Origin of the sequence: Bhargavaea cecembensis DSE10 (assembly GCF_000348905.1) — a bacterium.
Taxonomy (GTDB): domain Bacteria; phylum Bacillota; class Bacilli; order Bacillales_A; family Planococcaceae; genus Bhargavaea; species Bhargavaea cecembensis.
The window spans coordinates 18,668-40,897 of record NZ_AOFT01000002.1 but is presented as its reverse complement, the minus strand read 5'-3'; the positions used below and the strand labels follow the sequence as shown (position 1 = coordinate 40,897).

Annotated in this window: 19 protein-coding genes, 1 pseudogene and 1 riboswitch; of the genes and pseudogenes, 15 read left to right on the top strand and 5 right to left on the bottom strand. The window is 52.5% G+C overall.

Features of this window, described 5'->3' with window-relative positions:
- Nucleotides 1-69: 69 nt before the first annotated feature.
- Complete coding sequence (locus C772_RS01865; protein WP_008296935.1) at nucleotides 70-774, top strand: DUF421 domain-containing protein; 705 nt, start codon at nucleotides 70-72, stop codon at nucleotides 772-774.
- Nucleotides 771-1,370 (top strand): metallophosphoesterase family protein, encoded by a 600-nt coding sequence (locus C772_RS01860; RefSeq protein WP_008296933.1) that lies wholly within the window; start codon nucleotides 771-773, stop codon nucleotides 1,368-1,370. Before C772_RS01865 ends, C772_RS01860 begins: the two co-directional genes overlap by 4 nt.
- 80 nt (nucleotides 1,371-1,450) lie before the next feature.
- Here the strand turns inward: C772_RS01860 and C772_RS01855 are convergent, their stop codons facing one another.
- Complete coding sequence (locus C772_RS01855) at nucleotides 1,451-1,837, bottom strand: reverse transcriptase-like protein (protein WP_008296931.1); 387 nt, start codon at nucleotides 1,835-1,837, stop codon at nucleotides 1,451-1,453.
- A 107-nt stretch (nucleotides 1,838-1,944) separates the two neighbouring features.
- Here C772_RS01855 and C772_RS01850 point away from each other — a divergent pair, with 107 nt between their 5' ends.
- Entirely contained in the window at nucleotides 1,945-2,124 is a 180-nt protein-coding gene (locus tag C772_RS01850; protein ID WP_407637179.1) for a zinc-finger domain-containing protein, read from the top strand.
- A 41-nt stretch (nucleotides 2,125-2,165) separates the two neighbouring features.
- On the opposite strand, the gene C772_RS01845 is transcribed toward C772_RS01850, so the two are convergent.
- Nucleotides 2,166-2,375 (bottom strand): cold-shock protein, encoded by a 210-nt coding sequence (locus tag C772_RS01845; protein WP_008296927.1) that lies wholly within the window; start codon nucleotides 2,373-2,375, stop codon nucleotides 2,166-2,168.
- A gap of 201 nt (nucleotides 2,376-2,576) precedes the next feature.
- Between C772_RS01845 and C772_RS01840 the strand changes: the two genes are divergently transcribed.
- The 5 genes from C772_RS01840 to ribH all read left to right on the top strand — a co-directional run bounded on the left by C772_RS01840 (nucleotide 2,577) and on the right by ribH (nucleotide 7,577).
- Nucleotides 2,577-3,305: a gamma-glutamyl-gamma-aminobutyrate hydrolase family protein gene (locus C772_RS01840; RefSeq protein ID WP_051059385.1), complete on the top strand. Its 729-nt coding sequence runs from the start codon at nucleotides 2,577-2,579 to the stop codon at nucleotides 3,303-3,305.
- Nucleotides 3,306-3,430: 125 nt separating this feature from the next.
- The gene (gene fabI, locus C772_RS01835) at nucleotides 3,431-4,210 is read left to right on the top strand and encodes an enoyl-ACP reductase FabI (protein WP_008296924.1); all 780 of its coding nucleotides are present in this window, start codon (nucleotides 3,431-3,433) and stop codon (nucleotides 4,208-4,210) included.
- Between the two features lie 142 nt (nucleotides 4,211-4,352).
- Nucleotides 4,353-4,488: riboswitch (FMN riboswitch) on the top strand.
- Between the two features lie 752 nt (nucleotides 4,489-5,240).
- Nucleotides 5,241-5,885 carry a riboflavin synthase gene (gene ribE, locus C772_RS01830; RefSeq protein ID WP_008296920.1) on the top strand — a complete coding sequence of 215 codons (645 nt, stop codon included), beginning with the start codon at nucleotides 5,241-5,243 and terminating at the stop codon, nucleotides 5,883-5,885.
- 17 nt (nucleotides 5,886-5,902) lie between these two features.
- Nucleotides 5,903-7,096 (top strand): bifunctional 3,4-dihydroxy-2-butanone-4-phosphate synthase/GTP cyclohydrolase II, encoded by a 1,194-nt coding sequence (locus tag C772_RS01825; RefSeq protein ID WP_035001271.1) that lies wholly within the window; start codon nucleotides 5,903-5,905, stop codon nucleotides 7,094-7,096.
- Nucleotides 7,097-7,109: 13 nt separating this feature from the next.
- A complete protein-coding gene (gene ribH, locus C772_RS01820) occupies nucleotides 7,110-7,577 on the top strand; it encodes a 6,7-dimethyl-8-ribityllumazine synthase (protein ID WP_008296917.1) in 468 nt (155 codons plus the stop codon).
- Nucleotides 7,578-7,908: 331 nt separating this feature from the next.
- On the opposite strand, the gene C772_RS16615 is transcribed toward ribH, so the two are convergent.
- Nucleotides 7,909-8,058: a hypothetical protein gene (locus tag C772_RS16615; protein WP_008296915.1), complete on the bottom strand. Its 150-nt coding sequence runs from the start codon at nucleotides 8,056-8,058 to the stop codon at nucleotides 7,909-7,911.
- A 240-nt stretch (nucleotides 8,059-8,298) separates the two neighbouring features.
- Here C772_RS16615 and C772_RS01815 point away from each other — a divergent pair, with 240 nt between their 5' ends.
- Together C772_RS01815 and C772_RS16260 are read left to right on the top strand one after the other, a co-directional pair.
- Entirely contained in the window at nucleotides 8,299-12,648 is a 4,350-nt protein-coding gene (locus C772_RS01815; protein ID WP_008296914.1) for a S8 family peptidase, read from the top strand.
- Nucleotides 12,649-13,102: 454 nt separating this feature from the next.
- On the top strand, nucleotides 13,103-13,300 hold the full coding sequence (locus C772_RS16260) for a DUF2188 domain-containing protein (RefSeq protein WP_008296913.1): 198 nt from the start codon (nucleotides 13,103-13,105) through the stop codon (nucleotides 13,298-13,300).
- A 152-nt stretch (nucleotides 13,301-13,452) separates the two neighbouring features.
- On the opposite strand, the gene C772_RS16485 is transcribed toward C772_RS16260, so the two are convergent.
- Complete coding sequence (locus tag C772_RS16485; protein ID WP_008296912.1) at nucleotides 13,453-13,689, bottom strand: KGG domain-containing protein; 237 nt, start codon at nucleotides 13,687-13,689, stop codon at nucleotides 13,453-13,455.
- 44 nt (nucleotides 13,690-13,733) lie between these two features.
- Nucleotides 13,734-13,997, bottom strand: a pseudogene (locus C772_RS16480) (KGG domain-containing protein); the annotation flags it as partial.
- Between the two features lie 326 nt (nucleotides 13,998-14,323).
- Here C772_RS16480 and C772_RS01795 point away from each other — a divergent pair.
- The 5 genes from C772_RS01795 (at nucleotide 14,324) to C772_RS01775 (ending at nucleotide 22,228) form a co-directional block, all read left to right on the top strand.
- On the top strand, nucleotides 14,324-14,863 hold the full coding sequence (locus tag C772_RS01795) for a hypothetical protein (protein ID WP_008296909.1): 540 nt from the start codon (nucleotides 14,324-14,326) through the stop codon (nucleotides 14,861-14,863).
- Nucleotides 14,864-15,007: 144 nt separating this feature from the next.
- Nucleotides 15,008-16,933 carry a 3'-5' exonuclease gene (locus tag C772_RS01790; RefSeq protein ID WP_008296907.1) on the top strand — a complete coding sequence of 642 codons (1,926 nt, stop codon included), beginning with the start codon at nucleotides 15,008-15,010 and terminating at the stop codon, nucleotides 16,931-16,933.
- A gap of 146 nt (nucleotides 16,934-17,079) precedes the next feature.
- On the top strand, nucleotides 17,080-18,285 hold the full coding sequence (locus C772_RS01785; RefSeq protein WP_008296905.1) for a YcdB/YcdC domain-containing protein: 1,206 nt from the start codon (nucleotides 17,080-17,082) through the stop codon (nucleotides 18,283-18,285).
- A 90-nt stretch (nucleotides 18,286-18,375) separates the two neighbouring features.
- On the top strand, nucleotides 18,376-19,314 hold the full coding sequence (gene hprK, locus C772_RS01780; protein ID WP_008296903.1) for an HPr(Ser) kinase/phosphatase: 939 nt from the start codon (nucleotides 18,376-18,378) through the stop codon (nucleotides 19,312-19,314).
- Between the two features lie 190 nt (nucleotides 19,315-19,504).
- Nucleotides 19,505-22,228 (top strand): EAL domain-containing protein, encoded by a 2,724-nt coding sequence (locus tag C772_RS01775; protein ID WP_051059393.1) that lies wholly within the window; start codon nucleotides 19,505-19,507, stop codon nucleotides 22,226-22,228.
- Nucleotides 22,229-22,230: the final 2 nt, after the last annotated feature.

Below are 22,230 nucleotides of genomic sequence, written 5' to 3'. Positions count from 1 at the left end.
AGATTTGAATAGATAGGAACAGGGTATCTACCGTGATAGTGAAAGAATCATTGTCACGGAGGGATTGCCTTGGATTATTTGCTGATCACCGGAAAACTGGTTATCGGAATTGTATTTTTGCTTACCATCATCCGCCTGCTAGGCCGTAAGGAACTTGCGGAGATGACACCGTTTGATATCGTCTATCTTCTCATCTTCGGAGGGATTCTGGAGGAATCCGTCTATGATGACAAAGTCTCGATCTGGATGCTGATCTTTGCCCTGGTTGTATTCGGGTTGATCGTTTTTGTGATTGAGAAAGTCGCGGAGAAGTCCGACAAAGCAAGGATTGTACTAATGGGCACACCGGACTATATCATCAAGGACGGCAAGCTGAACACAAAGCGGATGGACCGCAATATGATGGAAATGGAGCAGCTCCGGATCATGCTTCGCCAACAGGGCATTTTTTCGCTGCGTGAGGTGAAGGACCTGATCATCGAGCCGGGCGGTTCCGTCTCGATCAACACGTATGCCAGGTACAAGCCGGCAACCGTCGGCGACTTGAAGTTAGATAAGCCAGAAGAAGACCCATCCGTCCTGCTCGTAGATGGCGGATTTATCAAAGAGGATATGCTTGAACTGGTCGGCAAGAGCAAGCAGTGGCTCTATGACCGGCTCGCTGAATTGGGATACCACGATACGGACAAAATCCTTTATTGTGAATGGTCCGAGACGGAGGGCTTCTATGTCCGGACCTACGACGACACGACTGATGCTGGGGGTAGAGAATGAGGTATGCGCTACTGGGAGATATCCATTCATCCGTGGAGGACCTGAGGGATGTGTTGAATGATATCCAAAAACATGCACCGGATGCCGAACTGATCGGCACCGGTGATCTGTTTGAATGCATCATCAGTAAAAAGAGGGCGCCATTTGAGCGGTTCGGGAAGCTCGATGACGTCATGCTGTATTCCGATGAGCTGATGGACATGCTGACATTCCCGTCGGTTCGGGGCAATCAGGAAGACCGGATTGCACAGATCACCGAATCCGATGAGCCGCTTCTGCAGAGAATCCGTACGATGGAAGAGCGGTTCCGAATCGAAGAAAAAGCCGAGGTGATCCATGGACATCAATGGGAGTGGGGAGGAGATCCGTGGATGCCCGTATTTCCTGAGACAGGACCGGATCTAATCTTTTTTGGACACAGCCATGATTCGGGCCTTTCCATCGACAACCAGGTGGAAGAGGTCGGCTTCGGTATTCCATATGACGTCACGAAAGGCCGTACATTCGTCAATGTCGGTGCTGTCGTCGGAGACCGCAGCTGGGTTCTTTATGACTCCGATGCAGGGATAGTCATTTTTATGAAAGTCATCGATTAAAAACGGCAGCCGGCATAGAATCGGCTGCCGTTTTCTGTTCAGTTGCGAATTCACCCTGTAAAGCCGGGACATACTAATTATCACTTCCTGCGGATGGCGGCCCGGGCTAGTGAATCGGCGGCCCGGTTCTGGCTGTCGGGAATCCACTTGATGAAGAAAAAATCAAACTCGTCCGCGATTTGGAGCACCTGATTCAGCATATCCATATGTAAAGGGTTTTTCGCATAGCGCTTTTCGACAGCGCTGACGACAGCCTTGGAATCCGAACGGACCGAGACCATGCCGGTTGTCAGTTTCGATGCTTCTTCGACACCCCTGACAAGTGCGCGGAATTCCGCCGTATGGTTATCCAGCTCTCCGATCGGCTCTGACACCTTCAAGTCCTTTCCTTCGCCCCGGATATACACCCCGATGCCGGCAGGGCCAGGGTTACCTGCAGCCGCACCGTCTATATAGACTTCGAGCATCCGATCACCTCCTCTATCTCGGCAGTACGACCCGCCCGCTTGAAAAGGAAGCGGGAAGCCGGTACAATGTGGGAATCAGCAAACTGGAGTGAACGCTGTTGAATAAAATGGACCTGATCCAGGACATCGATGAATTGCTGGACCGTTATTGCGACGGCTGCTTTTTGAAAAAACAGCTTCGGACGGAAAAGGGGAAGACAACTGCCCACCGCTTCTGCATCAAACACTGCACCGTAGGGGAGCAGCTCCGTTTCCTCGGTTCGGAACTGAATAAGCTTGGCCAATGAAAATCCCGCTCTGCGTCTTTGCAAAGCGGGATTTGTTCATTTCATTGTGCGTCTAATCTCACGACATTTGCCGCTTGGGGACCTCGGTTGCCTTCCACCACTTCGAACGAAACGGTTTCGCCTTCGTCCAGTGTCCTGAAGCCTTCACCGGTGATCCCGGTATGGTGAACGAAGACGTCCTCGCCATTATCGAGTTCGATAAAGCCGTAGCCCTTTTCATTGCTGAACCATTTCACCTTGCCCTGGTACATGCCCATCCCTCCAAAGCGCAAATGTCTTTGTCCAGCATGGCCGGAACTAACCTTCAATATACATGAATCGACAATGAGCGTCAACGGACGCAAGAATATTCCGATGAATCAGGGTATTTTTTCTAGTTTCGGAGGTACCTCCAAAAGGGAACAGTGTTTATATTATTCTTAAACAACCTAAATTGGCAGAAAGTAGAGTTGATGACTATGAAACCGATTATCGGCATTACCGCACAGCAGCAGGAGAATCTCTATGACTATAAACTGCAGCCCGTCTATCCGGAGGTTGTCATCCAGGAAGGCGGACTGCCGCTGATGATTCCGATTGTCCCTTCCGATCAGCTGGACGACATCCTGGACCTGGTTGATGGCGTCATCATGACGGGCGGCTGGGATATCGATCCTAACCTGTACGGGGAAGAAACGATGCCCGAAACCGGCCAGATCAATTTTGAGATGGACGAATTTGATTCGTCGGTCATTAAAAACGTATTGGCGCGGGATATGCCCTTTTTCGGGACATGCCGCGGTGCCCAGATGCTCAATGTCATGACCGGCGGTACGCTTTACCAGTGCATCGAGAAGCAGCTGGATGAGCCGCTCAAGCATAAGCAGGAGCATGGCCGGGAACATCCGGTCCACCATGTGGAAATCACAGGCGGTGAAATTCTCCCCCCATTGTTCCCGGGAGGCCGGACTCGTGTGAACTCTTCCCACAGTCAAGGAATCAAGACGGTCGGGGAGGGCGTGGAGATTGCGGCACAGTCACCGGACGGACTCGTGGAAGCGATCGAAATGACTGATAAACGGTTTGTCCTGGCAACCCAGTGGCACCCGGAGAACTTCGCACTTAAGGGCCATGAGCCGTCTAAATCCATCATTGAAGGATTTATCAATGCGGCTGCAGAATATAAGAAAAGCAAATCATGATCAATTGTGCACCGGGTCTCCGGTGCTTTTTTAATTCTACTGCACCCTGCTGCACCGACCTATGCTATACTTTCTTTAGCACCAGATGCTAACGACTGGTATTAATGTCCGGGAGGTAATTTGAAATGGGAGATCTGCTGAAACTGGAAGGGAAAAACATTGTCATCATGGGCGTAGCGAATGAGCGGAGCCTTGCATGGGGAGTCGCCAAACAACTGTATGAAACAGGGGCGAACCTGATCTTCACGAACCGCCAGGAGCGGTCCCGTACAAAGCTGGAGCGGGCGCTCGAGAAGGAAGGATACGAAGCACGCATGATCGTCCAGTGTGACGTGAATGATGATGAAAGCGTCAGGGAAGCCTTCCGCGCCATCGGCGAGGAAGTCGGCACCATCCACGGAATCGTCCACTCTGTTGCGTTTGCAAAAGCGGAAGACCTGAAAGGTGACTTTGTCGAGACGTCCCGTGACGGCTATGCATTTGCACAGGACACGAGCGCCTATTCACTGGTCGCGGTTGCGCGGGAGGCGAAACCGTACATGTCCGAGGGCGGGGCGATCGTCACAATGACCTACCTCGGTGCAGAGCGTGTACTCGACGGTTACAACGTCATGGGCGTTGCGAAGGCAGCACTTGAAGCGTCGGTCCGCTACCTGGCAAACGATCTCGGCAAAGAGGGCATCCGCGTAAACGCGGTTTCTGCAGGCGCCATCCGTACGCTTGCGGCAAAAGGGGTCCCTTCGTTCAACACGATCCTCCATCAGATTGAAGAGACCGCGCCGCTCAAGCGGAATGTCGATCAGCGGGAAGTCGGCGATATGACCGTCGCGCTGCTGTCCAATATGGGAACAGGCGTTACAGGCGAGGTCATTTACGTTGATGGCGGCTATCATATTATGGGGTGATTTGCCCATATGTCCGGAAGGCTATCCGCCTTCCGGTTTTTTGATAATTGATGATTTGTCTTCTAGTCCAATTATACCGAAACATAAATTACCTCTTGTACGATCGGTTTTATTGTGAAACAATGACTTCATACTTGAATAGGCAATCCTTCGGGGCAGGGTGAAATTCCCGGCCGGCGGTGATGGGCACATGCCCTCAGTCCGTGACCCGTATTCGTACGGTGGACCCGGTGCAACTCCGGGACCGACAGTTAAAGTCTGGATGGGAGAAGGAGCCGCGTTTGAACACGCCTGTGTTCAACGTTTATTTAGCTATGCTTTCATGCCCCGTATCGAACCTGATACGGGGTTTTTGCGCGCTTGCAGCACAAAGGCTGATCGATTCGAACAAGAGAAAGGAGCATTGCTCTTGACTGATGATTCCTTTAGGGAACCGGTGCTGTTATCCGGCGAAGGGACAGCAGCCCGGACATTGCAGATTCCTCCACCTGTAGGCACGGACCATCCATCAGATGTTTCGCACCTCAAAAGGAGATGGATAAAAAAGATTGAAAATCCGGAAGTTGAATATCAACGAACCAGAGTTGCTTTACGCCCGTTTCTCAGCTTCCGCCACATACCACCGAATTTTACGTTGATTCATTCTGCCGTTACAGCCGATGGCAGGATGGCTGCCCATCCCGGGCACAGCCGCTGCATCACAAGCGAACAAGCGCAACGCTTCAATCCTTCCCAAGTGCCGCCACAAGGCAATACTGGCCGGGAATGGATTACTCTTCACACAATACCCTCTCCTGTCCTCCTGTCTGCCCCGCGGAGGAAAACATCCCATTCAAGTCATGACGGAGACGGATCTCCGATACCGTTTCCAACCAATCGCATATGGCTGTGCTGAGCCGACGAAATGTCTGATCGGCAAAACTGCAGCTCCGGCCTGATAGCGCAGGGACTCCGCTCCCGCCATGCCAGGACAGTTCTGCAGTGATGCCCGATCAAAAGGTTGCCGCATCGCCAAAGAAAGGATGATCCCATGTTCACCGGAATCATTGAAGAAATCGGTACCGTCCGGTCCGTAACACCCGGAAAGGATGCCGCTACGCTCGAGATCGGTGCATTTGTTGTGCTGGAAGATGTTCATCTGGGTGACAGCATCGCGGTCAATGGCGTATGTTTAACCGTCACAGAATTCAATAGGGATTCGTTCAAGGCTGATCTGATGCCGGAAACACTGAAGGCAACGTCCCTTGCCGCTGCAAAGACCGGAACGCCCGTGAACCTGGAACGCGCTCTCCGTGCCGATGGACGTCTTGGAGGACATATCGTCTCAGGCCATATCGACTGCACGGCGAAGGTCCGTTCGAAGCGGCAGGAAGGCAATGCAATATACATGGAGCTTGCTGTCCCCGCCGAGTATTCAGTCTACCTTGTCCGTAAAGGGTCCGTCGCACTTGACGGAACCTCATTGACTATATTCGACGCAGGTAAAGATTCGATTACGGTGTCGCTGGTCCCTCATACACGGGCGTCGACTATCCTCGGATCAAAATTGCCCGGGGACCTCGTCAATCTGGAATGCGACATTCTCGCAAAGTATGCGGAGCGGATGCTCCAGCCGTCTGCAGGACAAGCAGACAGCCTTTCACTCAACACGCTCAAGGAAAACGGCTTTGCCTGATGAAAGGGGAAAAAGAAATGTTTTCATCGATTGAAGAAGCACTGGAAGACCTGAAAGCGGGCCGGCCCGTAATTGTTACGGATGACGAAGACCGGGAAAACGAAGGTGACCTTCTCACCATTGCAGAACTGACAGATGCAGAAACCGTAAACTTTATGGCGAAGTATGGCCGGGGACTGATCTGTATGCCGATTACCGAAGAAAAGGCGGATGCATTAAATCTCCCGCTGATGGTTACCGATAACACGGATTCGTACGGAACCGCCTTCACTGTCAGCATCGATCACATCAACACAACCACAGGCATCAGTGCCGAAGAGCGGGCCGAGACGATCCGTCGCGCGATGGATCACGATGCTGTGCCGGGAGACTTCCGTCGTCCGGGCCACATATTCCCGCTTATTGCAAAAAAAGGCGGGGTCCTTCAGCGGCCAGGACATACAGAAGCCGCGGTGGATCTGGCCAGGCTCGCCGGCCATGAGCCGGGCGGCGTCATCTGTGAGATTATGAACGACGACGGCACAATGGCGCGGCTTCCAGAGCTGACTGTTATGGCTGAGGAATTCGGACTGAAGCTGATTACCATCAAGCAGCTGATCGAGTACCGGAAAAAGCATGAACGCCTGGTTTCCCGTGAAGCGGAAATCAGGATGCCGACTGATTCCGGGGAATTTCGTGTGATCGGCTATACCGACCGGCTGACCGGACAGGAGAACCTTGCTCTGATCAAGGGAGAAATCCGGGAAGGCAATGCCGTAACTGTCCGCATCCACTCGGAATGCATGACCGGTGATGTGTTCGGCTCACGCAGATGTGACTGCGGTCCCCAGCTCCGAGCCGCTCTCAGCCAGATGGAGGAAGAGGGGGAAGGGGTCCTTCTCTACATGCGGCAGGAGGGCCGCGGCATTGGCCTCATCAATAAGCTGAAGGCGTACCGCCTGCAGGAGGAAGGGCTGGATACCGTAGAGGCCAACGAGCAGCTCGGTTTCCCGGGTGACCTGAGGGATTATTCGGTTGCCGCACAGATGCTGAAAGACCTGGGAATCGGAGAAATCCGCCTGATGACGAACAACCCGAGAAAAGTCGACGGGCTCTCGAAATACGGAATCCGCATCACGGAGCGGCTGCCGATCGAGATGGAGCCCATACAGGAAAACCAACGCTACCTGAATACAAAAATGGAAAAGCTGGGGCATCTGCTCCACATCTGAGGAGGAAAAGGAAATGGTCAATGTATTGGAAGGAAACCTCGTAGGTTCTGGTCTTAAAATCGCAATTGTAGTCGGACGGTTCAATGAATTCATCACGGGAAGGCTCGTTGAAGGCGCTCTGGATACGCTCCGCCGCCACGGAGTCGCCGAGGAAGACATTGACATGGCCAAAGTGCCGGGGGCCTTTGAAATCCCGATTGCCGCGCAAAAGCTTGCCGCTTCCGGCAAGTATGACGCCGTCATCACGCTCGGCGCGGTGATCCGCGGCGCAACCCCACACTTTGACTATGTATGTGCTGAAGCCGCCAAAGGCGTCGCAAAAGTTGCCGCAGATACCGGCGTTCCGGTCATGTTCGGCGTGATCACGACCGACACGATCGAGCAGGCCATAGAACGCGCCGGAACAAAAGCCGGAAACAAAGGCGCCGAATCCGCAACAGCCGCTATTGAGATGGCAAATCTGCTGCGGGAGTTTAGCTAATAACTGTCATAAAAGTCTGTACGAGAACTATGTAAATCAATAAACAAATTTGAAGGGTCTCCGCTTTTTGTGATCGAACTTGCCGGGTTCGAACTCAAACGAGCAGGGCCCTTTTTTTCATAGGAAAACCGGCAGGATCGGCTTGTTACAGAAAGATGACAGCCGCCCTAGAAAAGTCTCAGTTGCCAATTATACACCAAAAGTCTTGCCTTTCGGTATAAGCGATCAAAACCAACCTTCTGTCAATCACTCGCATACGAAATAAGACCCGAATAGAGAAGTGAACATAAAACTTAAGTTCCCGATACACTATGTTCCACGTCTTATCGGTTCAACTCAAAAAGCCCCAATCCTTCAAAAGGTTCATTTTCCAAAATAAAGAAAAATATGCATCCATGCATATCCGAAGGACCCACTCCCATTCCCGCACCATCAATAGAAACTGTTGCTTTTCCTGCTTAATCTCCGATTCGGCACTCATGACTTTCCTCCTGCGCAAAAACAGTTCAAATGAAGCATTTCCATTTTTCTCCCGCTGACTATTCAAAAATATCAGTTTTTTCGTTGTATAGTAGTGCTAACAACACAGAAGCAAGACGGCACCATGAACGGACACTCACGAATTGAAAGGAGGAGTGGGGCATGGGCCGTCTTTTTTCTTCCCGGGGAATGGGCGGCCTGAACAGGACCGGGCAACACCATTCGAAGGGGAGGAAACGCAATGCCGGGATCGAAGAAGAAATCCACGAAGTTACTGAGCATGGCCGCCACGGTGCTGATGGTATCGTCACTGATCGCGCCGGGCCTCGTATCCGCGGAAAAACGGACGAGCGTATCGGCGGTCGATACGGCCAAGGAAGCGCAGGCAAAACTCAGCGACCGGCTCCTGACAGAGTTCAAGGAAGATGAGAAGGTCACATTCCTCATCAAGTTCAAGGACAAAGCCGATACGGTGAAGGCGGCGGCAGCGGCCAGGGAAGCGGCCAAGAAAGCTGAACTCTCTTCCCACCAGACCAAGCTCGCGGCACGCTCAGCCGTCGTCTCCGAACTGAAGGCGACCGCGCAGACCTCACAGGCAGACGTCAAAAAGTATCTCAATACACTTGCGAAGAGCGGTGAGGCAGAAAATATCCGGCCTTACCACATCGTCAACGGGATGGCGGTGACGGCGACAAAGGAAGTGGCCGAAAAGATTGCCGGCTTTAGTGAGGTCGAGAAGATTCTCCCGGATGAAAACCGCCAGCTGTTTGTGACAAAAACGCCTGAGGCAAAAGCGCCGAAGGCCGAAATCGCAAATGTCGAGTGGAATGTCGAGCGGGTCAAGGCCCCTCAAGCATGGAATCTCGGCATCGACGGCACAGGTACGGTTGTCGCGAGCATCGACACCGGCGTCCAATGGGACCACCCGGCGCTGAAGGAACAGTACCGCGGCTATAACGCGGCGACCGGTGAAGTGAACCATGACTACAACTGGTTCGATGCAACGGTCGGAAACACGACGCCTTATGACGACCAGGGCCATGGCACGCACGTGACCGGCACGATGGTCGGCGCAGAGCCGGACGGCAGCAACCAAGTCGGTGTCGCGCCGGGTGCGAAGTGGATCGCCGTAAAGGCATTCACGGCAGCGGGCGGCACGGACAGTGACCTCCTCGCAGCAGCGCAGTGGATCCTGGCTCCGACCGATGCAGAAGGCAATGCCCGCGTCGACATGGCACCTGATGTCGTGAACAACTCGTGGGGCGGCGGGCCTGGCCTTGACGAATGGTACCGCGAAGTCGTCCAGAACTGGCGCGCGGCCCAGATCTTCCCTGAATTCTCCGCGGGGAATACGACACTCTTCAACCCTGGCGGACCGGGATCCGTTGCTGCTCCTGCGAACTACCCTGAATCGTTCGCAACGGGCGCGACTGATATCAACAACAAGGTCGCCGGCTTCTCGCTCCGCGGACCGTCTCCATATGACGAGATCAAGCCTGACGTATCCGCGCCTGGCGTAAATATCCGTTCATCGGTGCCGGGCAGCGGCTATGAAGGCGGCTGGAACGGCACATCGATGGCAGGTCCTGCTGTTTCTGCTGTTGCGGCGATGCTCCGTCAAGTGGATGCGGACATCACCGTCGATGAAATGGAACAGATCCTTCTTGACACTGCAGTTCCACTGACGGATGAAGAATATCCGACCGTTCCGAACCACGGCTATGGTTATGGCCTGGTAGATGCAATGGCTGCCGTATCCTCGCTCATGTCCGGGATCGGTACAATCGAGGGCCAGGTCATGAAGGAAGGCGATGACGAAGAGGCACCGGAGTTCAGCCATACGGCACCTGCTGAGACCTATGCCGGCATGGATCTGACTCTTGCTGTCGATATTACCGACAACATCTCGGTCAGCTCGGCTGTCATCAATTACACGGATGCAGAAGGCAATGCCCACACCGAGGAACTTGTTCGCACAGCGGGCAGCTTCACGGACGGCACCTACGCCATCACAGTACCGGGTGAACAGATCGGCGGCGAGCAGTTCACCTACTCGTTTACCATCAATGACTTCGGCAACAATGAAGTGACATCCGACGAGTATTCCGTGGAAGTCAAGCCGGGCATCACCACGGGATATTCTACAGATTTCGAAACGGACGCGACCGGCTGGGTATCGTTCGGTGAAGAAAACAGCTGGGAGCAGGGCGTGCCAACTTCCGGACCGGGCAATGCGGCTTCCGGAGAGAACGTCTACGCAACCAATCTTGATGGCCAGTATGCGAGCCGCATGAACGCGACGCTTGTCATGCCTCCTGTGGACCTCCCTGAAGGCAACAGCTACCTCCAGTTCAAGCACTGGCACAACTTTGAACAGTCCACATCCACAGGCCGTGCCTGGGACTACGGCCACGTGGTCATCTCCACCGACTACGAGAACTGGACGCAGCTTCTCATGGTACAGGGCCAGTCGGATGATTGGACAAATGTAGAAGTGGATCTTTCCGAGTATGCCGGGCAGCGTGTTTACATCGGCTTCAACGCCTACTCTGACGGCAGTGTGACACGGGACGGGTGGTACCTCGACGATGTCGCCCTCTCGGACACATCCGAGTCCGCTTCTTCTGCTGTAAAAGGCAATAATGGCAAAGCCAAAGGGAAGAATAACGGCAAACAGCTCGGCTTGATCAAGAAGGAAAATGAGGCACTGAAAAAAGGCGACCCGGTCGACCCGGCAACAATCAAACCGGTCATGCCGAAAAATGAAGTGAAACCGGTTGATGACGGCCAAAAGCCGGCACCGATGTTTCTGCCTCTGAATGCACAGGTAAGTGTGCTTGAAACAGGCTCGTCCGTTTACACAGACCCTGCGGACGGCACGTATTCGATGCGCACGGCAGCAGGCGACTATACGCTTATTGCCGAGGCATACGGATTCCGGTCGAATACACAAAGTGTATCCGTCGGGGCGGACGAAACGGCAACAGCCAACTTTGTGCTCGAGGAAATCCCGATGAACACGGTGTCCGGCACCATTACGGATTCCGCGGACGGCTCGCCGGTCGAAGGCGCGACTGTCCTCCTCGTGGAAGATGCGAACATCGCACCGGCCACGACCGATGCCGATGGCCGCTACGAAATCGAAGCTTATGAAGGCGACTACACACTGAAAATCGTCGCATCCGGTTACCATGGCACGGAAGTGAATGTCACAATCGGCAGCGAGCCGGCTGTCCAAGACATTACGCTTGAGCCGTTCTACACGGTACCTGGCGGGGAGATCGGCTATGACGACGGAACAGCGGAAAACGCACGCGCTTTCTATGACGCAGGCAATGGCTGGGCAGTCAAGATGTCCCTTCCTGAAGGCGAAGAGCAGGGCATCGTCTCCGCGGGTGTATTCCGGTTCTGGGATACTTCCTGGCCGGTACCGGGCGGAACCGACTTTGCAGTTGAAGTCTGGGATGCATCCGGGGCTGACGGCGCTCCAGGCAGTAAGCTTGCCGGACCATTTGAAGCGACGGCACTCCGCAACGGTGAATGGACGGTTGTGGACCTGAAGGAGCACGGCATCAATGTCGGGAAAGACTTCTATATGGTCTACATCCAGACCCACGCCAACCCGAACACTCCGGGCCTTGCCACAGATGAAAACGGCCCGAATGCAGCGCGCAGCTTCCAGCTTGTCGGCGGCGCCTGGTCCCCGGCTCCTGAAGCGGAGGGCAACTACATGATCCGCGCGCAAGTGGATTATGAAGTCGCGACACCTGCCATTACAAGCCACACGGACGGCGAGCTGACTAACGTGGCAGACATCACGATCGAGGGTACGGCTTCTGCAACAACAGAAATCCGCCTCGACAACAATGGTGAAGAAGCCGGTACAGTCACTGTCGGCGACGACGGCAAGTTCTCGTTTGATCTGACGCTTGCCGAAGGCGATAACACCTTCACGGCCACTTCCATCCTGGACGGCCGGGAAACCGGAGTATCCGCTCCAGTCACTGTAACGCTTGATACAGCGCAGCCGGAACTCACGATCGACAGCCCGGCTGACGGGGACAAGACCAACAAAGAGACCGTCACTGTTCAGGGAACGGTTGCCGATCCGCATCTTGACACGGTGAAGGTCAATGGCCAGAAAGCGGATGTCCGCGACGGGAAATACTCCAAGCGGATTCTCCTCGACAACGGGGAAAACGTGATCCGTGTGGTCGCCCAGGATACGGCAGGAAACAAAGTGACGAAACGCGTCACCATCCAGGCGAAATATGACGCACCGGTCATTGAAAACCTGGTTCCTGCAGAAGATGTCCACCTGAAGACCGGCCAGTCGTTTAAATTCGAGTTCGACAGTGAACCGGGCCTGAAGGCGAGCTTCGTCATCCACATGCCGCTGACGAACCTTCCTTCCGCCAATCCGACGGAACTTCCGATGATGGAAATATCGCCGGGCCACTATGTCGGATACTGGACGGTTCCGGCCGACATGAAGGCGAACGGTGCGCAACTCGAAGTTAAGGCCAAAGACGACTTCGGCAACGAGACGCGCAAAACGGCAGACGGCAAAATCTATATCAATATCGATTAATGAGAATGCGCTTGGGGCCTTCTGGTCCCGGGCGCTTTTTCTATATGCGGTAACTTTTGCATCGAATGATGAAGTGGCATGAGGAAATACTTAATTGAACTGGGACAATGTCGAGATTAACGGGAGAAATGTTGAAATAGGCGTGCAGCGGTCAGCCTGATGGCAGGGAATGGGCTTTGAAAATCCTTCATCGCTATCCGGTTCCCGGGAATAATTAATGGATAGGCGACGGGTTAAGCACGGAAAAACGGGCTGACCAACCGCAATAAAGGTATCAGTTACACTCGTGAAGAGAATGAGAAAAACTTCACATAGCAACATGGATTTACATACAATTTTGCCAAGCCCAAAAGCCCTAAAAAAAGTTTGACAAATTGGTGAATAGGATACAGAATAATAACAAGCCCCAAACCCGGCTTAGCCGGGACCATTATACAAGGAGTGGAAACCGTTCATGCAGTGCTATCGTGTTGCACCGGACAAGGAAGCTTCTCGCTGGATGATTACCATGGGAAATCAGGATTTGGAAGAGCTTTTTATTTATAAGGACGAGGCGATTGCAGAAGCCATCATGCTGGCTAAGGCGAACAGCCCGAGCAAGATCGAGATTTGTGATGAAGCACACGAGGTGGTCGACAAACGCAAGTATTAATGATGTCTTTATCTTTTTGTATCATTTATTCCATCGACCGCCCGGCCGGAGAGCAGCGTTATGCTGTTCTCCGGTTTTTCTTCACTTTAAAGAATAAAAAACAAAACCACGGTGAGGAAAAATCCCCGACCGTGGTTTTGCAGTAACGTTTATTAGTTGTTATTATTGTTGTTATTGTTATTGTTGTTGCGAGAATTTCCGCCTTTTTCACCAATCTCTTCATAGAAGCTGCGGTCATGGTTTTCAGAGGTGGCTTCTCCGCCCTTGCGGCCAATCTCTTCGTAAAACTCTTGGCCATGGTTTTCCGCGGTCGCCTCGCCGCCTTTGCGGCCCGCTTCCTCAACTGTCATTTTGCCATTGTTGTTATTGTTTTTGTTGTTTTTCGCCATGATGAATCCTCCTTTATCAATGTGGATGGGGGAGTTCTCAATCAGTTGTTATTGTTGTTCCGGGCATTGCCGCCTTTTTCGCCAATCTCTTCATAGAAGCTGCGGTCATGGTTTTCGGAAGTGGCTTCTCCGCCTTTTTGACCGATTTCAGAGTAGAACTCGCTGTCGTGATTTTCTGCGGTCGCTTCTCCGCCCTTACGGCCGATTTCTTCATAGAAGTCACGGTCGTGATTGCGGGAAGTGGCTTCACCGCCCATGCGGCCCGCTTCCTCTCGCGACATTTTGTTGTTCTTGTTGTTGTCTGCCATGTTGCATTCCTCCTCAATTTTTGTTATTGGAAAGAAGCTATTTGCAGCTTCAACCTCTGTATTTCCGGTTATGACGCTTCTAAACTAAAGAAGAAGAACCGTAATATATGTAATATATTTAATCTTTCTGACATACAATATAAAGACTATTGCGACGCGGATTAGAGGTAGTTCGTATATCTAGAAACAATGCTATTAGCCACAAGCTACAATTTTCATTCACTCTTTGATTATTACTTGCTTCCATGTGTGTGCACGATAAAAGACTTTATGGTAAAATAATGATAGACTAAACAAAAAGAACTAATAAATGGGGAAATGAGATAGTGAAACGACATCAAATAGAGAAGATCATCCGTGAGACGATGATCCGTGTCGGAGTAACGCGTGAGGTCCGTTTAGAGAGGAATGGCATTAACATGACCTACCACTTTATCCACGACTACATCACGTATGATCCTGACCGGATCCCAGAGGCAGTTTCTGAGCAGATGCGCCCGGTCTCTCTCGAAACGTATGTGGCCGCGATCACAATGCATGAACTTGGCCATGCACTGGACCGAAGAGCCCTTCTTGCAGGGCTGCCGCTTTCACGGGAAGTCTATCAAACGCGGAAGACGACGCCACCCAAGGTTCTGGAGCGCAATCCTGAATATATGGCAAAGGTCATTTATGAAGAGGAGCGCAACCTGATAGCCGAGAAGACCGCCTGGGCCAATGCGGCCGAACTCAATCGCAAATATCGTCTGATCAGTGAACTTGATTTCGAAGCAATCAGGCGCCAGTCTCTCTCCACATATGAACGCCGCCTTGCCGGCAAGGTCAAAGTGTATCGAATGGCAGCCGGAGAAGATGTAGGCGAATGATATTATTATAATACTCACAAAAAGCACCTTCCCATGTTTCGGGATGGTGCTTTTTCCAATGCCAGGAAAGTAATGCCGTATATTGCCAAAAATTGTCGTGGCTCTTACAATAGATGCAGATTATTCGAATTTGGAGGGGTTCATTTGGCCTATATGATCCCGGAAACAATAAGGACATCGGCGACTGCGGGCGAGCGTTTGCTTTTCCGCACGATGAAACAAGTTCTCCCAGATGATGTGATTGTTTACTATGAACCGGAAATCCATGGACGACGGCCGGACTTTGTGCTGATCGGTCCTGACATTGGGATGGTCGTTCTGGAAGTCAAAGACTATACTCGCAATACGCTCTATCATTTAAATAAAGATGAGTGGACACTGTTGACTTCAGGCGGTTCGCATGCGACCGTAAAAAACCCGGCGCTGCAGGCGAAGGAGTACATGTTCCATATTAAGAATGTGCTGGAAAAAGACAAGTCGCTGGTCCACCTTGAGGGGAAGTACCAATTTAGATTAAAGTTCCCGTGTGGGTACGGCACAGTTTTCACAAGGTTACATGAAAAGGATATGGTACAAAACCATCTCTATGCCGTTCTGGATCCGGAACGGACTTTTACGAGAGATGCAATCGACCCGGATCTTGATGGGTTTTCCGAAGAGGAGTTTATCGAAAGAATCTGCGGATTGTCTTCGATGACTTTCACACTTCGTGAACCGCTGAATCGGGAGGAAATTGACGCCATCCGATACCACCTGTTTCCTGAAGTACGGATCAGTGCAGAATTCCGGGAGGCGGCCCCGTATAAAGATCAGCTGCTTCTTTCCCTGCGGGACCTGAAGGCGATGGACCTGCATCAGGAGAACCTGGCCAAGCAACTGGGGGACAAAAACCGGCTGATTCGCGGGGTGGCGGGCAGCGGCAAGACGCTGATATTGGCGAGCCGTGCCAAGCTTCTGGCTAAGGAGCACCCGGATTGGAAGATCTTGATCCTCTGCTATAATATTTCTCTTTCCCGTTCAATAGAGTCGCTCGTCATTCGGATGATGAACGAGCCGGATAACCTGTTCGATTTTAACTTCACTGCAGAACAGAAACAGGAACGGTCGAAATCCCCCGGCACCGGGAATGTTATCGTCCGTAACTTCCATGCGTGGCTCCGGAATGACCTGAAGATCAGTGAACAGCAGATTCCCTTTTTCCTGGGAAAGCTGGAGCAGGGAGAGGCGGTTCTTCCGTCATATGATGCCATTTTGATTGATGAGGGCCAGGACTTCGAACCGGAGTGGTTCAGATTGGTAAGCGGCCTGCTGAACCCCGAGACCAAGTCACTGCTTCTGGTAGAAGACCGTGCGCAGTCGATTTATAAACGCAAGCGATCTTACGTACAGGACACCGGGCTCGATTTTCGCGGCAGATCGAAGGTACTTAATATCAACTACAGGAACACCGCTCAGATCGTCTCGTTTGCCTGGGACTTCTACCGTGCCCACTCCACACTAAAGAATAAAGTGGTCACAAAGGACTTCGAAGGTGAAATCATCGCTCCTCAAAGCACAAAGCGGAAAGGATATGAACCGGGCATCGTAAGGAGAAAAGACTTTTTCGAAGAGGCAGCCTATGTCGCCAGGCAGATCCGGCTTCTGCATGAACAGCGCAGCATACCTCTATCCGGCATGCTCATTCTCTACCGGGTTCGCAGATGGAGCGGGAATGATTACGTTGATGCACTGCAACAAGCTTTAAAGAAGGAAGGACTCCCCTTTTACTGGCTAACAGAAACGCCTGATTCCAAGCGGAATTATGATCGCAATGCTGAGGCAGTTACAATCAGCACGATTGACAGCAGCAAAGGGCTGGATTTCCGCGCCGTCTTTATCGTGCACCTGGATATGCTGCCATTCCCATTGGAGAAGGATGAGGAGCGGGAAGCATCCCTACTATATATCGCGATGACCCGGGCGCAGGAATATCTGTGTCTTACTTATTCAGGGGATTCCGCGTATACCCGCTATTTTGAAGCTATTGCCGAAGAGCGGAAGAAGCAGCTCCTGCGGGATAGGCTAAGCTGACGAAACTGACGAATTTTAAAAAACAATCCACCGCTCCGGCATGCAACTTTAGGCATGTCCGGGGCGTTTCTTTATTAAGATTGCTCATTGGCCGCCGAAATTGGGTAATACCATATAGAAGTACTGTTTAATTGGAGGGTCGGTCGATGGACAGTGTCATGAAGTGGTTTGGAAAGTTCCTCCCGTATCTGGACGGGCTGAAAATAGAGGACATTGAAGCAAGAGGCTCGGATTGCCCACCCGGGAACTGGATGCTATGCAAAAAACGGGGAGGCGAACCGGTTGGCGAACTCCACCTGGACAAAAAGGGAGGAATCCGCTATTTCCAGAATATCCATGCGGAAGACCGGACTCCTGTCGTCGTCCTTTCACCTCTTGCCATACGCGACCGTGCCGGGCAGTTCATTGCCGATACATTCGGCATGGAAGCGGAAGGTCTTCAGTTTTCCTCCGTCGTCGACCTGGAAAATGTGTATACGATCGATTTTGTCAGGGTGGATGAAGACGGACTGGAACTCCCGAACTCGGGGTTGAGCCTCGCCTTCCAGAAAGACGGGGTTTTGTATGAATTGGTCAGCTATCTCGGTCCGCTTGTGCTGATCGATGAGCAGAAATCGATCAGTTCGGAGGCCGCGCTTGACCTGTACATGGCCAACCTCACGGCAGAGCTGAAGATCAGCAAATACGACTCCGAGCTGTACGTGGACGGGGATGACCAATTTCATCTCATTTATGATTTTCTTACCGGATCGCCGGATGAGGTCAAGATGGACGGCACGGTCATCTCGCTTGCGGAAGACCTGGGCATCCGGCCGCCGGACCACGAGCCGCTGGGCAAGGGAAGCCTGGATGCGGAAAGCCGCTCAGACGTTGCTTACAGGATTGCGCTGGATACGGCAATCAAGGCACTGTTTAAACAATTTCCAGGTGCCGAACAGCGGTTCCTCATGAGAAAAGAAAACGGACACTCCTGCGAGGAGGACAAATCGACTTTCACTTTTATTTTCGACCGGCACCAGTACGGGATCCAAGTCGAGGATGAGGGTGTTGAAATCGAGGTGGACCGGAAGTCGGGCAAAGTGGTCCGCTTTGATGTAAGCCCAGCAGCCGGAGATGACTTCAGCCGCCTATTGAGAGATCGCCCGTTCAGCATGCGTGCGGCAAAAGCGCTGTTCGTCTCCGATATCTGCATGCGCCCGGTGCGCACGAGGAACGAGGCGGCTGGAGGCGTGCCGGTCTACGAGCTTGTGTACATCCCTGTTTTCCCTGACCCGGGCGGTCATGTCCATGCGATTGACGCCCATTCACTCGAAAAATGGACGGTCGACACCGGATCGCTTCTGGAAGGATAGTTTGCGCTTACAATCAGTTTTTAACATTGTATAATGGATAACGTATCAGAGAAGACGAATCATATTACAGGAAGTCGGGATTCAGAGAGAATGATGGAAAATAAGCATGTAACAGTCAGACAGGCAGCGGAAACGTTTTCGCTGGAGGTTCTGGGCGGCAGGGAAGAGCTCGGCCGGGTCATTGCCAAGCCGCAAGTCCGGCGCCCCGGCCTGGAGTTCTTAAATCATTTCAGCTTTATCGCAAAAGGGCATGTGCAGATACTGGGCCGCAACGAAATCAGCTATCTGCGGACGTTGGATGCGGATGAGGCAAGGCACCGGATCGGGAACATGGTGACCTATGACCCGCCCTGCATCGTCATCACGTCCAATCAGGAGGAACCGGAAGGGCTGCTGCTGCACTGCGGCGAGGCACGTATTCCGGTACTGAGGACGTCCGACTCGATGACCGATTTTGTACAGAAGCTGAACCGGTTCCTGCTGAATCAGCTGGCAGAGGAAATCGCGATTCACGGGGTCTGTGTGAATGTATCAGGCATCGGCGTCCTCCTTCGCGGAAAGTCCGGCGTCGGAAAAAGCGAAACGGCCCATACATTGATCGGGCGGGGACACCGGCTCGTGAGCGATGACATTGTCGTTCTGAGAAAGCTCAGTCCGCAGACGCTTCTGGGTACACATGACGGCAGCAACAAGGAATTTCTTGCTTTGCGGAGCGTGGGACTGCTGAATGTCGTCCGGATGTACGGCAGGACGTCATTCCAGGAAGAGACGCGGATCGCCCTTGATATCGAACTGATTGAGTGGCAGAAAGACGCATTGAATAACGAACTGGAAGTCGACGTGAAGTACAAGGAGTACATGGGCGTCAAAATCCCGCATATCCAGATTCAGCTGCAGCCGGGACGCGATGTTGCCGGCCTGATCGAAGCAGCCGCGAACAACTGGTACCTCCGTATGCAGGGATACAGCGCAGCCGAAGAATTCAGGCACCGGCTGGAAGAAGCATTCCATGATGAGGAAGATGAATAAGTGTACCGGGCCCAGCGCCCGTCCGGCGGCTTTGATCCTGCTACCTTCACCGGTGCAGGGGAAAGCCGCTTTCTGATGTTGGGAACCTAGATAGGAAATAGGGTACTATATTGATAGGAATAAGATTCCTTGAGGAGGTGTGGCAGTGAACGATCAATCCCGATACAGGCAATTAGCCAATCTGACCAGAATGATCAACACGAAATTGGACTTGAAAGAGATGCTGTCCGCCGTGACAGACGCGATTTCCCAGGAAGTTTTTCAATGTGACTCTGTCGGCATTTATCTGCCGCAGGATGACGGAACATTCAGGGGGTTTACCGGAAAACCGGACGTCCTGAACGGCATGACACTCGATATGCACGTGATCAGCCCTGAGGACGATGCACTCGTCCGGGAAGTCACGAAAACAAACCGGGCGGTTTATATTCCCGATACCCGGTCGGATGACCGGCCGAGCGACTGGGCGGTCGACTCATTCCTGATCCGATCCCTTCTCGCCATGCCGATTTCTTATGGGGAAGAACTTTACGGACTTGTCTTCCTGTTCAACTACGGGCAGCCGATGAACATCACTCCCGAGCAGCGGGAAACCGTGGAGGCATTTGTCAATATGGCGGCTGTCGCCATCCGGAATGCCAACGACCTGATCCGAAAAGAAAACCTGATCCGCGACAAGCAGATGCTCCTCGACGCGAACAGTGAATTGTCCCGGGCGGAAACGATGGATCAGGCCATCCAGACCTGCTTCCAATATGTCGGCGAGCTGCTGCAGAACGACGATCCGGCCGTCCATCTCCTGGACCCGGTAGCCGGAAAGAAGATCAAACCCGCCCATCTGTCCAAAAACAGTGACATGAGCGAGGAACAGTGGCTGGAAATGCACCAGGCGCAGCTGGATGACCTCCTCGAAGACCGGATGTATCAGGATGCCATCCGGACGCGACTCCCGGTATACATACCGGATGTGACAAAAGACGGCCGCCCGAACCAGGAGATCTGCCGCACATTCGGTATTACCGGGATGGTGGTATTACCGATGATTGCAATGAATGAAATCCTGGGATTCATCGCCGTGCCAAACCGTTCAGGAAAAGTCATCGAGTATCCGCAGGCGACCATCGACCTTGCTCAATCCGTCGTGGACATGACAGCTTCCACCCTGTCCAATCTCCTCTTTATCGAGAAGCAGGAAATGATCATCAACCGTCGGACTAGAGAAGTCACGGTGAAAAATGAAGAACTCCAGCGAGTCATTACCGAACTGGAGTCGCTTTCAAGGGAGAAGGAGCTGATCCTGAAATCCGCAGGAGAAGGGATATTCGGAATCGGCCTGGACGGCAAAATTACATTCAGCAACCCGGCGGCCCTGAAGATGCTCGGGTACTCCCGTCCGGAAGAGCTGGAAGGCGAGTCGTATGCAAAGATTTTCCGCGGAGAGGACCGGCGGGACGGAGTGCTTCCGGGCCAGAATGACGAAGTGGACGTTTTTCACAGAAAGGACGGCACTGTATTCCCGGTCGAATACGACATCTCGTTTATCCAGGAAGACGATCAGGTCTTCGGTCAGGTAGTGATCTTCAAGGACATCACCGAGCGTCGGTACCTGGAAGAAGAGATCAAGTACTATGCTTATTATGACAGCCTGACTGATTTGCCTAACCGGCTGCAGATGAAAGAGCGGCTGGATGAGGCACTGATGAATGCCTCGCGGGATAATGAAAAGGTGGCCGTGCTGTTTCTTGACCTTGACCGATTCAAGCTTGTCAATGATACACTCGGGCACAGTTTCGGCGATCTGCTGCTGAAGGAAGTGGCCAAAAGGCTGAGTGAAGCGATCCCCGTGAACGGAATCGTTTCAAGGCAGGGCGGTGACGAGTTCATGATCATCCTCCTTGATGTCAAAAGCAGAAGCGAAGTCATCCGTGCCGTCGGAAAAATCAACAAGGCCTTTGCTAAACCGATCGTGATCGACGATCATGAACTGTTCATCAAAAACTCGATCGGCATCAGCATGTATCCGGAAGATGGCGACAACGCCGAGCAACTGATCAAGAATGCAGACACGGCGATGTACCACTCCAAGGAAGTTGCAGGCGGGAGCTATCACTTCTACGACGAGAAGTTCGGAAAGCGGACAATTGAGAGCGTCAAGTATGAGAACGCATTGTACCGGGCGCTGGAGCGGGATGAATTTACATTGTATTACCAGCCGCAGATGGATTTCTGCAATAATCGCCTTTTTGGTGTAGAGGCGCTGATCCGCTGGAATCATCCGGAAGAGGGGCTCGTTCCGCCGGATATCTTTATCCCGCTGGCTGAGCAGACGGGCCTAATTGTGCAGATCGGTGAATGGGTGCTGCGAGAGGCCGTTTCACAACTCAAGAAATGGCATGAAAAAGGCTTCACAGATCTGAATATGGCCGTCAATTTGTCTGCCGCCCAGTTTGAACAGGGAAATCTGCACCGTATCGTCAAGCAGGTGCTTGCTGAAACGGGCATCCGTCCCGGGCAGCTTCATCTCGAGCTGACCGAAAACCAGATTATGCGAAACACGGATCTGGCCATTTCCACGATGAACAAATTAAAACAGCTTGGTGTTCACTTGGATATCGATGACTTCGGCACGGGCTATTCTTCACTCAGCTACCTCCAGCGATTCCCGTTGACGACGCTCAAGATCGACCGGACGTTTATACGTGATATTTTGTTTGATGAGGACGACCGTGCACTGACTGATACGATCATCACGATGGCGAAAAACATGGATCTTGAGGTCATTGCGGAAGGGGTCGAGACAAAAGAACAGGCTGATTACCTCGCTTCCCGCAAATGTACGCTCATGCAAGGGTATTACTTCAGTCCGCCAATTCCGGCAAAAAAGCTTGAAAACGACTTCTTGACCAATCATTAAGG